Raw genomic sequence first — 12,549 nt, forward strand, 5'->3', positions numbered from 1 at the left:
GAACTCCTGAGCGATCGACGAGCCCGCCCGCCCCACCCGACGATTTCGAGGCTTCCCCGCAGCCTCGACCCCGAAACTCAGGAGTTTCGCTCGGTCACCGACCCGTGTCGCGAGCGGAGACCACCCGCAGGGGCCGTGGAATCCCGCACCACCAACTCCGGCTCCGCCGGGAGCTCCGCCGCATGCCCGAGCACAGCGGCCACCGCGTACTCGGCCTCGCCCTCGACGTCGAGGCGCACCGTGGTGAGCGCGGGCGTGTAGAAAGCGGCATCCGGGTTGTCGTCGAACCCGGTCATCGAGACGTCCATGGGAACGCGCACCCCTCGCGCAGCGAGACCGGCGACGAGCCCCAACGCCATCTGGTCGTTGGCGACCGCCACAGCCGTGGCCCCCGCGGCGACCCGCGCGGCGACCTCAGCCGCAAGCGCCGAGCCCGAGGCCGCGCTCCAATCCCCCTCGACACGGCCGACGAGCGACAGCCCCCGACGGGTCACGGCGTCGGCGACCCCCGCGGTGCGGGCGAGGGCTTCGCGCCAGTCGGAGGGCCCGGCGAGCTCGACGATCGAGCGATGTCCGAGGTCGGCGAGATGATCCACGACGAGGGCAGCCGCATCGCGTTGGCGGGTGCCCGAGGCGCCGTACAGCGGCACGATCGGCACGTCGTACCCCTCGAGAGGAGTCACCCCGTGCGCTGCGACCAGCACGACCCCGTCGACTCCCTGGGCGAGCAGGTGCCGCACCGCGGCGTCGATGTCGGCGGGGTCGTCGGAGTCGGTGTACGCGGTCGAGATCCACCGCCCGCGCGCCCGCGCCGCCCGTTCGAGAGCGGCGATGCCCGCCGAGGGCCCGTGCAGGACGGCATCGGATGCCACGACCCCCACCGTGCGCGTCAGACTCGTGCCGAGCGCTCGCGCGGCATTGTTCACGCGGTAATCGAGGTCGGCCACCGCGGCGAGAACGCGCTCGCGCGTGCTGTCACGGATGCCGGCGTAGCCGTTGAGCACACGCGAGACGGTCTGCGTCGAGACCCCCGCGGCGGCCGCGACCTCGCGCACGCCGATGCGCTTGCCCCCGACCTCGCCGCTCATGGTCCCTCACAGTAGCGGCGCGCACCCCCCTCGGCTCACCGGCGCCGCTCGCTGTGCGATGGCGCGATGCCACCGCGCACCGGCATCCGCCATCGCGGGCGCAGGCAGACGAAGGCGGGTCATGGCGCGACGGTAGAAGCAGGACGACTCCGACAGGCGATCGAGAACGTCCACGCCACCCTCGATGAGACCGCTCCCGTAGACGGGGCGAACCCGCCGACGCCCCCCTTACAAGACGCCGACGGGCCCGCGTCTACTCTCGCGCACGAAGGGCGGCGATTGACTCGTAGTTGCGGCGGATCAGCTCGCGGTGGTTTGATTCGACCGCGCGTGTCGTCGCGACCGTCCATTCGATCGGACCACCCGCGAGAACGCCCGCGGCCTGTCTCGCCGCGCCGAGGGCGACATACTCCCCCGCGGCCGGCACGACGATGTCGGCGTCGAACACCTCGGCGGCGATCCGCGCGACACCCGCATTGGCTGCCGCCCCGCCGACGAGCAGGATCCGCCGCACCTCGACGCCCTGCGCCTGGATCGCCTCGAGTCCGGCCGCCAGCCCGCTGAGCATGCCCTCGATCGCGGCGCGAGCCAGGTTCGGTCGGTTCGTGGATGCCAGGGTCAGCCCGTTCAGGGAGGCTTTGGCGTTCGGGAGATTGGGCGTGCGTTCCCCTTCGAACCAGGGAACGAGCACGACACCGCCGGCGCCCGGCTCGGCCTGCAGAGCGAGGGCGCCGAGCTCCTCGTGGGTCACGCCGAGGAGACCCGCGATCGCGTCGAGCACGCGCGCCGCGTTCAGCGTCGCGACGAGCGGCAGGAAACGGCCGGTCGCATCTGCGAAACCGGCGACGGCGCCCGTCGTGTCACGCGTGGGGGCCTCGGCGACGGCGAACACCGTGCCCGACGTCCCCAGCGACACCACGACATCGCCCGGACCCGCCCCCAATCCCAGAGCGGCGCCGGCGTTGTCGCCCGCACCGGGACCGACCAGTGCGCCACCCGTCAACGTGCCGGCGCTGTCCCAGGGCCCCAACACGCGCGGCAGCAGCGCATCGTGGCCGAGAGCGCGACGGAAGAGGTCGAGGTCGTAGCCGTCGGCGCCCCAGTAGGCGGTGCCCGACGCATCGGAGCGGTCGGTGACCAGCTCCTCGAGAACGGCGTTCCCCGGGCCGAAGCCGCGCAGACGCCAGGTCAACCAGTCATGCGGGAGCGCGACGGCGGCGACGCGCGCGGCGTTGTCGGGCTCGGCGTCGCGCAACCAGCGCAGTTTGGTGCCGGTGAACGAGGCGACCGGCACGGCTCCCGTGCGCTCGGCGAACGCCTCCGCGCCCACCTCGTCGATGAGGTCGCGAGCGGCCTGCGCAGACCGGGTGTCGTTCCACAGCAGCGCGTCGCGGATCACCGCGCCCTCCGCATCCAGGACGACCATGCCGTGCTGCTGACCCGCGATCGACACGGCCGCGACGTCGTCGAGACCGCCGGCCTGGGCGATGGCATCCTGGAGCGCCCTCCACCAGGCCTCGGGGTCGACCGAGGTCCCGGCGGGGTGCGAGGCGCGCCCCTCGCGCACGAGCTTCCCGGTCTCGGCGTCGACGACGACGACCTTGCACGACTGCGTCGACGAGTCGACTCCCATGACGAGCGCCATGCTCTGCCCTTCTGTCCGCCACGCCTTCGTCGGCGCGGCTCGTGTGGTTTTGTCTCTGGGCCGCAGCCCGTAACGCGCCGGGCCGGGGCCGGGGCCCTGCCCGAGCCCCAACCCCTCCGTTGAGTGTCCAAAACACCCGGAGTGATTTCGAAATCGTCCGGGTGTTCTGGACACTCAACGCGGGTGCGCGGCGCCGGAACGGGCGTGATGCCCGCGCCGACGGCGAGCCGGGACGGGCCTGGATGCCGCGGCATCCAGGCCCGAGAGGCTCAGCGCGCGCCGAGCAGGTGCTCGGTGGCGAGCTGCTGCAGGCGGACGAAGCCGAAGCCCTTGCCGCCGAGGTAGGCGTCGGTGTCGAAGTCCTCGTAGGCCGAGCGATCGGCGAGGAAGTCGTCGTAGGTCTCGCCCTCGTTGAGCGTCGGCTGGGCGAGTTCGGCGACCTTGGCGGCCTCGAGCGCCTCCTGCACCTCGGGGTCCGCGCGGAAGGCCGCGGCGCGCTCCTTGAGCAGCAGGTAGGTGTTCATGTTGGCCGAGACGGAGTCCCAGACACCCGTCTCGTCCTCGGTACGCGAGGGCTTGTAGTCGAAGTGACGGGGGCCGTCGTAGGAGGGCACGCCACCGGGGCCGCCGTTCTCGAGCAGGTCGACCAGGGCGAAGGCGTTGTGCAGGTCGCCGTGGCCGAACACGAGGTCCTGGTCGTACTTGATGCCGCGCTGGCCGTTGAGGTCGATGTGGAAGAGCTTGCCGTGATACAGCGCCTGGGCGATGCCGGCGGCGAAGTTCAGGCCCGCCATCTGCTCGTGACCGACCTCGGGGTTCAGGCCCACCAGCTCGGGACGCTCGAGCGAGTCGATGAAGGCGATCGCGTGACCGAGCGTGGGCAGCAGGATGTCGCCGCGGGGCTCGTTCGGCTTGGGCTCGATCGCGAAGCGGATGTCGTAGCCCTTGTCGGTGACGTAGTCGCCGAGCAGGTTGACGGCCTCGCGGTAGCGCTCGAGCGCCTGGCGGATGTCCTTCGCCGAGTCGTACTCGGCGCCCTCGCGGCCACCCCACATGACGAACGTCTTGGCGCCCAGCTCGGCGGCGAGGTCGAGGTTGCGCAGCACCTTGCGCAGAGCGAAGCGGCGCACCTGGCGGTCGTTGGAGGTGAAGCCGCCGTCCTTGAAGACGGGGGCGGAGAAGAGGTTGGTGGTGACCATCGGCGTGATGATGCCGGTGTCCTTCATCGCGCCCTTGAGCCGGTCGATCTGCTTCTGGCGCTCGGCGTCGGTGGAGCCGAAGGCGAAGAGGTCATCGTCGTGGAAGGTCAGGCCGTAGGCGCCAAGTTCGGCGAGCTTCTCGACGACATGCACGACGTCGAGGGGCTCACGCGTGGGGCCGCCGAAGGGGTCGGTGCCGTTGTAGCCGACGGTCCAGAGTCCGAACGAGAACTTGTCATCGCGGGTGGGGGTGGGCATTCCTGCTCCTTCGCATGGACGCACGGGCACGCGGTGACGCACCTCGGGTTTGTTGGTGCTCACAACATATACCCCGGATGCCGTGGCGTCCAGCGCTCGGCTCAGATTCCCAGGGCCGAGTCCACGACGGCGAACACCGCGGGATCCCAGGTGAGGGCGCGCTCCCAGGGCAGCCCGAATCCGTCGGCGAAGAAGATGCTGTGAACGTGGTCGGGGAACGAGTGCCGGTCGATGACGGGCGCCACCTCGAGGGGGACGTCGTCGGCCCGGCCGCTTCGCAGCGAGACCAGCCCGTCGTGCGGCCAGAGCTGCGCGGGCTCGGTCGCGGCCGCGAAGTGACCCGCGCCGATCGCGGTGGCGGGGATGCCGTCGAGCACACCCGCCTGCGTCTGATTCCACCCCCGCAGGAAACGGCGCGACACCTGCTCGGCCGCCCCTTGCGAGTTGGCCGCCGCGTACGCGAGCGCCTGCTCGAGGATCGCCGTCGTCGCGGGGTCGCCGTGGGCATCGGCCGGGGTGAGGTCTCCCGCCACGGCGTCGCCGAGGACGGCACCGTCCCACGGCGTTCCCAGCGTCACGAGCCGATCGATGCGCGGTCCGTCGGTTCGGAGCTCGCGGATCGCCGCCCGAGAGAACAGTCCGCCCATCGAGTGGCCGACGAGATCGACGCTCCCGAGCCCGTGCTCGTCGCGGAGCCAGCGGACGAACGCGGCGAGCGCGACACCCGCGTCGTCGACGGCCCCGACCGCGTTGACCGTCACCTCGGCCGGCAGGACGAGGGGCACGTCGTCGAAGCCCTGCCACCCGGCATCCCGCTCGACCGTCCCCACGCCCATCCGGGCGGGAGCGGTGAAGACCGCGACGCCGGCGGAGACGAAGTGATCGCGCAGAGCGGTGAGCGTGTTGCCCGCGGCCAGGCCCGTCGCCGCGGCGCGTTCCGGGTCGGTGTATGGCGTGACGGCGGCGCCGCCGGAGACGAGGACGACGGCATCTGCCACGGAGACTCCTTCGCGGTTCGGATCCCGCTCAGCGCGGGAGCGCGTCTTCGATCGCGGCGACGACCTCGGGGGCGTCGGGCTGCGTACGCGGGCTGAAGCGGGTCACTCGCCCGTCGGGGGCGACGACGAACTTCTCGAAGTTCCACGAGATGCGGCCGGTCTTGCCCTCGGCATCCGGGGTCGAGGTCAGCTCTTTGTAGAGCGGATGGGCGTTGCGCCCGTTGATCTTCACCTTCTCTGACATCGGGAACGTCACGCCCCACGTCGCGGAGCAGTACTCGGCGATCTTGTCGTCGTCGCTGAGCTCCTGCAGGAACTGGTTGCTGGGGAAGCCGATGACCGTGAAGCCGCGGTCACCGTACTGCTTGTGCAGCGCCTCGAGGGTTTCGTACTGACCCGCGAGACCACAGCGCGAAGCGACGTTCACCACCAGGGCGGCCTTGCCGTCGGTCAACGCGCCGAAGGTCGTCTGCTCGCCGCGGATGGTCGTGATCGGGATGCCGGAGAGGTCCATGCTCCGATCCTGGCACCGTCCGCTTTGCCCGGGGTGGAAATCCCGGCGCCCGGCGCGCCGATCCGGGGCGGCGCCCCGCACCAGGCCGCGCCCCGCGCCGGGCCCGCGCCCCGCGCCAGGCAGCGCCCCGCGCCAGGCGGTGCCCCGCACCAGGCCGCGCCCCACCCAGGCCGCGCCCCACCCAGGCCGCGCCCAGCACCAGGCCGCGCCCCGCCCCGTGCAGCGCCCCGCGCATAAACGCGATCCGCGCGCGGAAACACGTGGACACCGCGTTTTTGCGGGCGGATCGCGTTTCTGCCGAATCAGCGCGGAGCCGAGGCTCGGCCGGAGCGGCGCGCAGCCGCGCCGCGGCGTTCGCCCGTGGCACAGTGGTCCCATGGTGATCGCGGGCAGCCGGGGCGACGGCATGCGCCGCGCCAACCTCGCGCTCGTGCTGCGCACGGTGCATCGCGAGGGCCCCCGCTCCCGCGCCGCCCTCACCGAGGCGACGGGACTCAACCGCTCGACCATCGCCGACCTCGTGGGCGAATTGCAGCGCGCGGGACTCGTCGTCGAGCGCGCGTCCGACGCCCAGGGCCGGGTCGGCCGACCGTCGCCCATCGTGGCGCCGGACCCCCGTGTCGTCGCCCTCGCGGTCAACCCCGAGGTCGACGCGCTCGACGTCGGCGCGATCAGCCTGGACGGCACCGTCGTCGTGCGGGAACGCATCGAGCAGACTGCCCTGCTGACCCCGAGGCGCGTCGCCGAACTCGTCGCCGATCGTCTGTCGGCGTGGCACCGCGGACCGCTCGCGGACACCCGGATCGTCGGGGTGGGCGCCGCCGTCCCCGGGCCGGTCCGCGCGTCGGACGGCGTCGTCCGCGAGGCGCCCCACCTCGGCTGGATCGAGGCGCGGATCGGCGTCATGCTCGCCGACGCCACCGGCTTCCGCGCCCACGTCGGCAACGACGCGGCCCTCGGCGCCCTCGCCGAGTACCTCTTCGGGGCCGCGCGTGGCGCGCACGACGTCGTCTACCTCAACGGCGGAGCGAGCGGCATCGGCGGCGCGGTGATCGTCGGCGGCGTCCCGCTCGGCGGCGAGGGCGGGTACGCCGGGGAGTTCGGCCAGAACCGGCCCGGCATCGCCGACACGGCCGACCGGCGCGCACCCGACGGCGTGCTCGAAGACGAGGTCAGCCGCGCCTTCCTGCTCGCGGCCGTGGGCCTCGAGGGCGGTGACGATGCGGCCCTCGCTGCCGCCCTGGCATCCACCACCGACCCCGCCGCTCATGCTGAAGTCGCCCGGCAGCGGCGCATCCTCGCGACGGCGCTCGCGAACGCCGCCAACGTGTTGAACCCGGCGGTGATCGTGCTGGGCGGGTTCCTCGCGGTCCTGGCCGCTCGCGACCTCGACGCCCTCGACGCCGCCGTGCGCGCCCAGACCGTCCCGGCCTGCGCCGAGGGTCTGCGCCTCGCCGTCGCCGAGCTGGGTGAGGACCGCCTGCTCGTGGGCGCGGCCGAGGCGGTGTTCGAGGCGCAGCTCTTCCCGGGACGCTGAGCGCCGCGGCGAACACGTCGGCGTACCGGCCCCGATGTCGGCGGCGCGGTGCAAGATGGAGGCGTGACCCAACGACGTGACGCCGGCACCACCTGGTCGGGCAACCACCGCTACCGCGCGACCGAAGTGCTGCTGCCCGGCGACGTCGACGAGCTCGCCGAGGTGGTGGCATCCGCCCCCACTCTGCGCGTCCAGGCCACGCGGCACACCTTCAACGACGTGGCCGACTCCGACGCGTCCCTGGTGTCGCTCGAACGCCTCCCGGCGCGGGTCGAGATGGTGGGCGACCGCGTGCGCGTCGAGGGACTCGTCACTTTCGCGCAACTCGCGCCTGTCATCGAGGCCGAGGGGCGGGCGCTGCACAACCTCGGCTCGCTCCCCCACATCTCGATCGTGGGGGCCACCGCCACCGGTACCCACGGCTCGGGCGTGCGCAACGGAAACCTCTCCAGCGCCCTCCGCGCCGTCGAGATCATGGATGCCGACGGCCGCACGCACCGTATCGATCACACGCACGAGTGGTTCGGCGCCGCCGCCCTCAGCCTCGGCGCCCTCGGCGTCGTCACCGCCGTCGAGCTGCGGACCGAACCCACGTACGAGGTCACGCAGCAGGCCTACACCGGCGTCGCCTGGGAAGACATCGTCGGAGACATCGAGGGGGTGTTCGGCGGCTCGCGCAGCGTGAGCGTCTTCACGACCTGGGGCAATCCCGAGCACGACCTCGTGTGGGCGAAGAGCGACGATGGCGCACCGTCGTGGGTCGAGGAGATCGGCGGCCGAGCAGTCGGCGACGACATCCACCTCGGCCGCATCCGCACGGTCGACAACACCACCCCGCGCGGCACGCCCGGCCCGTGGCACACGCGCCTTCCGCACTTCCGTGCCGACGCCCTGCCGAGCGATGGCGACGAGATCCAGAGCGAGTACTTCGTGCCCCTCGCCTCCGCGCGCGAGGCCCTGGCAGCCGTGCGAACCCTCGCCTCGGCGTTCGACGATCAGCTGCTCGTGACCGAGCTGCGCACGGTCGCGGCCGACGAACTGTGGCTGAGCCCGGCGTACCAGCGCAATGTCATGGTCATCCACTTCACGTGGCGCAACGACACCGACGGCGTCCTGGCGGTGCTCCCCGCGATCGAGCAGGCGCTCGCACCCTTCGACGCCCGCCCGCACTGGGGCAAGGCGTTCACGATGCCCGGCGAGCGGATCCTGTCGACCCTCCCCCGCTCGGACGACTTCCTCGCCGTGGCGCGAGAGATCGACCCGCGCGGTGTCTTCCGCAACGACTACCTGCGACGGACCCTGGGCTTGTAGCCCGGGACGGGCCCGCGCAAGCTCAGCAATCCGCACAAAATCAGCCCCAAGGCCCGAACCCGACTGAGCTTGCGCAAATCCCAGAGGATGCGCAACGCCCGCACTCGGTGCCCGCGCACACTCAGCAATCCGCACAAAGTCAGCCGCAAGGCCCGAACCCGGAGTGAGCTCGCGCAAATCCCAGAGGATGCGCGACGCCTACACTCGGCGCCCGCACACACTCAGCAACCCACACAAAATCAGCCCCAAGGCCCGAAACCCGACTGAGTTTGCGCAAATCCCGGAGGATCCGCGACGCCCACACTCGGCGCCCGCACACACTCAGCAATCCGCACAAAGTCAGCCGCAAGGCCCGAATCCGGAGTGAGCTTGCGCAAATCCCGCAGGATGCGTGACGCGCCCGCCCAGAACCGCGAAGGCGACGCCGCCCACCGCGGCGCCGCCTGCGTGGCATCCGGGATCAGCGGCTGGAGTAGCCGCCGTCGATGGGGAGCGAGACGCCCGAGATCATGCCGGCACCGTCGCCGAGCAAGAAGACGATGGGGGCGGCGATGTCGTCCTCGGTGGCCCACTTGTGCAGCGGCATGGCCTCGAGGAAGGGGCCCTCGATGTCGGGGCGCCCCCAGTACCAGGCCGACATCGGCGTCATCACGACCGTCGGGTTCACGCTGTTCACACGGATGCCGTAGCCGCCGAGCTCGAGTGCCGAGACGCGCGTGATGTTGTCGAGCGCCGCCTTCGACGACCCGTACGAGATGTGGCCGGTCAGGGCGACTAGGCTCGCCTGGCTCGAGACGTTGACGATCGCACCCCCCTTGCCGACGCGGATCATCTCGCGCGAGGCGTACTTGGTGACCAGCAGCGAGCCGCGCGCGTTGATGCTCATGACCTTGTCGAAGACATCGATGTCGGTCTCCATCGGTGTGGCGATCTCGCCTCCCCAGCCTCCGCAGTTGACGACGCCGTACAGGTCTCGTCCCTCGATCGCGGTGCGGATCTGCTCCTCCGACTCGAGGTCGAAGACGACGGGCTCGGCTCCGGTCTCGGCGGAGATCGCGGCGACGCTGTCGGCGTCGCGACCGGCGGCGAGCACCGTCGCTCCGGCGGCGACGAGATGGCGGACGGTCGCTCCGCCGATGCCGCCGCCGGCTCCGGTGACGAGGATGGTGCGATCGGTGAATTCGGTCATGGAGGGCTCTTTCGAAGGTCCTGGAGGCGAGGACGACGGCGATGTCGTCGCGGCCCATGATAACCACAGAATCACGCGGATGACTTCGGTGTCATGACGAATTGATCACGGGTGTTGACACCGGTGTCACGGTGGGCTTAGCGTAACCGGAGTTCGACCGGCGATCGCTCGCCGGAACCGCTTCATGGACGCAGCACACTCGACGTGCGGCGTCCCCGGAAGGACCACACCGCCGTGACCCCCACCTCGGAGAACGCCGCGCCGATCACGGCCGCAGCCGCGCACCTCGACGACCTCGTCGAGCGTGCACGGCAGCTGGTGGCCACCGGCGAGCGTCGCGTGCTGGGTCTGTGCGGAACGCCCGGCGCGGGCAAGTCCACCGTGAGCGACGCCCTCCTCGCCGCTCTCGGCGACGACGCTGTCCTGGTCGGCATGGACGGCTTTCACCTCGCCAACGAGGAACTCCTCCGGCTCGGCCGACGCGACCGCAAGGGTGCGCCCGACACCTTCGACGTCGACGGCTACGTCGCCCTGCTCGATCGCATCCGCGCCGGTCACGCCGTGTACGCCCCGCGCTTCGACCGCCGACTCGAGGAGTCCATCGGCTCGGCGGTCCTCGTGCCCGCCGACGTGCCGCTCGTCATCACCGAGGGCAACTACCTCCTGCACGACGAGTTCGGGTGGGATGCCGTGGCTCCCCGCCTCGACGAGGTGTGGTTCCTCGACATCGAGGCGCACGCCCGCCGCGAACGACTCATCGCACGCCGCCTCTCCCACGACCATCCCCACGACGAGGCCGTCGCCTGGGTCCGCGAGGTCGACGAGCGCAACGCGCTCGTCGTCGAACGCGGCCGCCACCGCGCCGATCTCGTCGTCACCGTCTCCGATGCCCCCGTCGGTCCCCACGAAGGAGCTTCCTCATGAGCACCACCACGACCGTGCCCGTGCTGCAGGCGCGCGGCCTGTCGCGTCAGTTCGGATCCGTCCGCGCCCTCAACGACGTGGACTTCGAGGTCTACCCCGGTGAGGTCACCGCGTTGATCGGCGACAACGGCGCCGGCAAATCGACCCTGGTGAAGGCCCTCTCGGGCAACCTCGCGGTCGATGAGGGCGAGATCCTCTTCGACGGCAAGCCGATCGACATGTCGAACCCTCAGATCGCATCGTCGCTCGGGATCGAGACGGTCTACCAAGACCTCGCTCTCGCGCCCCACCTCGACCCGGTGCAGAACATGTACCTCGGCCGCGAGATCCGTCGCCCCGGTGTAGCGGGGGCCCTGGGCTTCATGAAGACCAAGGACATGGCGAAGGCCTCCCGCGCGGCGTTCGACGAGCTCGGCGCCACGGTGCGTTCCCTCACCTCGCCCGTCGGCGAGATGTCGGGCGGTCAGCGTCAGGCGATCGCGATCGCCCGCGCCGTGCACTGGGCGTCTCGCGTGGTGTTCCTCGACGAGCCGACCGCGGCCCTCGGCGTCCGCCAGACCAAGAACGTCCTCGAGACCATCCGGCGCGTCCGCGACAAGGGCATCGCCGTCGTCTTCATCTCGCACTCGATGCCGCACGTCATTGACGTGTCGGACCGCATCCAGGTGCTGCGCCTAGGCACCCGAGTCGCGAACGTCGACGCCAAGAACACCTCCATGGAAGAACTCGTCGGGCTCATGACCGGCGCCGTCACGAAGGACGACCAGAAGTGAGCCTCAAGACTCCCCCCACCGAGACCGTCGCGATCGGCACGTTCGACGACAACAAGAAGACGAACCCCGTCGTCGCGGCCCTGCGCACCCAGGCGTTCCAGATCCTCCTGGTGCTGCTGGCGATCATCATCGTCTTCAGCATCATCGCCCCCGACTCGTTCGCGCAGTGGTCGAACTTCCGCCTCATCATCCAGAACGCCTCGATCCTCGCCGTGCTCGCGGTGGGCATGACCTACGTGATCATCACCGCGGGCATCGACCTCTCGGTGGGGTCGGTGCTGGTGTTCTCCGGCGTCGTCTCGGCACTCGCCATGAGGGCGATGGGCGGAGAGGGCTGGGGCGTCGCGACCGTCGGAATCATCGTCGCCGTCCTCAGCGGCGTGTGCTGGGGCCTGTTCAACGGCTTCCTCATCGCCAAGGCCAAGATCCCGCCGCTCATCGTGACCCTCGGCTCGCTCGGCATGGCGCTCGGTCTCGCCCAGATCCTCACCGGCGGCGTCGACATCCGCGACGTCCCCACGGTCCTCACCGTCTCGATCGGCTACGGCAACGTGTTCGGGTCCGTCCCGATCATCAGCGTCATCGCGCTGGTCGTCGTTCTGATCGGCGCGGTCGTGCTGCACTTCACGCGCTTCGGTCTCTACACGCTGGCCGTGGGCTCGAGCGAGATCGCCGCCCGCCGGGTCGGCGTGAAGGTCGACGCGCAGTTGATCAAGATCTACACGATCTCCGGCGCCCTGGCCGGGCTCGGCGGCATCCTGTCGCTCTCACAGTTCTCGACCACCGCGATCGCGGGTCAGTCGCAGACCAACCTGAACGTGATCGCCGCCGTCGTCATCGGCGGAACCTCGCTCTTCGGCGGCGTCGGCACGATCATGGGCACCGTCGTCGGCCTGTTCATTCCCGCGGTGCTGCAGAACGGCTTCGTCATCACCGGCGTGCAGCCCTTCTGGCAGCAGGTCGCGGTGGGCGCCGTGCTGATCGCGGCGGTCTACGTCGACCAGGTCCGCCGGACGGCCGCGACCCGCGGTAATTCGCAAGGCCTCTGGCGCAAGTTCCTCAGCGGAGGCCGGCGCGGCTGAACCGCTGCGGCATCCCTTCCCTCTCAACCCC

The 12,549-nt window shown here is 70.9% G+C and carries 11 protein-coding genes; 5 read left to right on the forward strand and 6 right to left on the reverse strand.

Going from position 1 to position 12,549, the window contains the following annotated elements:
* Positions 1-77: 77 nt before the first annotated feature.
* The 5 genes from QE454_RS03540 to QE454_RS03560 form a co-directional block, all read right to left on the reverse strand.
* On the reverse strand, positions 78-1,088 hold the full coding sequence (locus tag QE454_RS03540) for a LacI family DNA-binding transcriptional regulator (RefSeq protein WP_307458086.1): 1,011 nt from the start codon (positions 1,086-1,088) through the stop codon (positions 78-80).
* Between the two features lie 253 nt (positions 1,089-1,341).
* On the reverse strand, positions 1,342-2,733 hold the full coding sequence (gene xylB, locus QE454_RS03545; RefSeq protein ID WP_307458083.1) for a xylulokinase: 1,392 nt from the start codon (positions 2,731-2,733) through the stop codon (positions 1,342-1,344).
* 269 nt (positions 2,734-3,002) lie between these two features.
* A complete protein-coding gene (gene xylA, locus QE454_RS03550) occupies positions 3,003-4,190 on the reverse strand; it encodes a xylose isomerase (protein ID WP_210072873.1) in 1,188 nt (395 codons plus the stop codon).
* Positions 4,191-4,291: 101 nt separating this feature from the next.
* Entirely contained in the window at positions 4,292-5,188 is an 897-nt protein-coding gene (locus QE454_RS03555; RefSeq protein WP_307458080.1) for an alpha/beta fold hydrolase, read from the reverse strand.
* Between the two features lie 28 nt (positions 5,189-5,216).
* Complete coding sequence (locus tag QE454_RS03560; protein WP_210072869.1) at positions 5,217-5,702, reverse strand: glutathione peroxidase; 486 nt, start codon at positions 5,700-5,702, stop codon at positions 5,217-5,219.
* A 376-nt stretch (positions 5,703-6,078) separates the two neighbouring features.
* Between QE454_RS03560 and QE454_RS03565 the strand changes: the two genes are divergently transcribed.
* Together QE454_RS03565 and QE454_RS03570 are read left to right on the forward strand one after the other, a co-directional pair.
* A complete protein-coding gene (locus QE454_RS03565) occupies positions 6,079-7,239 on the forward strand; it encodes an ROK family transcriptional regulator (RefSeq protein ID WP_210072867.1) in 1,161 nt (386 codons plus the stop codon).
* Positions 7,240-7,302: 63 nt separating this feature from the next.
* Positions 7,303-8,550 carry a D-arabinono-1,4-lactone oxidase gene (locus QE454_RS03570; protein WP_307458076.1) on the forward strand — a complete coding sequence of 416 codons (1,248 nt, stop codon included), beginning with the start codon at positions 7,303-7,305 and terminating at the stop codon, positions 8,548-8,550.
* A 460-nt stretch (positions 8,551-9,010) separates the two neighbouring features.
* On the opposite strand, the gene QE454_RS03575 is transcribed toward QE454_RS03570, so the two are convergent.
* Entirely contained in the window at positions 9,011-9,739 is a 729-nt protein-coding gene (locus QE454_RS03575) for an SDR family oxidoreductase (protein ID WP_307458072.1), read from the reverse strand.
* Positions 9,740-9,973: 234 nt separating this feature from the next.
* Here QE454_RS03575 and QE454_RS03580 point away from each other — a divergent pair, with 234 nt between their 5' ends.
* The 3 genes from QE454_RS03580 to QE454_RS03590 are packed head-to-tail and all read left to right on the forward strand — an operon-like array spanning position 9,974 to position 12,518.
* Positions 9,974-10,663 (forward strand): nucleoside/nucleotide kinase family protein, encoded by a 690-nt coding sequence (locus tag QE454_RS03580; protein WP_307458069.1) that lies wholly within the window; start codon positions 9,974-9,976, stop codon positions 10,661-10,663.
* Positions 10,660-11,436 carry an ATP-binding cassette domain-containing protein gene (locus QE454_RS03585; protein ID WP_267788151.1) on the forward strand — a complete coding sequence of 259 codons (777 nt, stop codon included), beginning with the start codon at positions 10,660-10,662 and terminating at the stop codon, positions 11,434-11,436. The genes QE454_RS03580 and QE454_RS03585 overlap by 4 nt, the downstream gene beginning before the upstream one ends.
* Complete coding sequence (locus QE454_RS03590; RefSeq protein ID WP_210072861.1) at positions 11,433-12,518, forward strand: ABC transporter permease; 1,086 nt, start codon at positions 11,433-11,435, stop codon at positions 12,516-12,518. The genes QE454_RS03585 and QE454_RS03590 overlap by 4 nt, the downstream gene beginning before the upstream one ends.
* Positions 12,519-12,549 lie beyond the last annotated feature (31 nt).

This window comes from Microbacterium sp. SORGH_AS_0454, assembly GCF_031453395.1.
GTDB lineage: Bacteria > Actinomycetota > Actinomycetes > Actinomycetales > Microbacteriaceae > Microbacterium.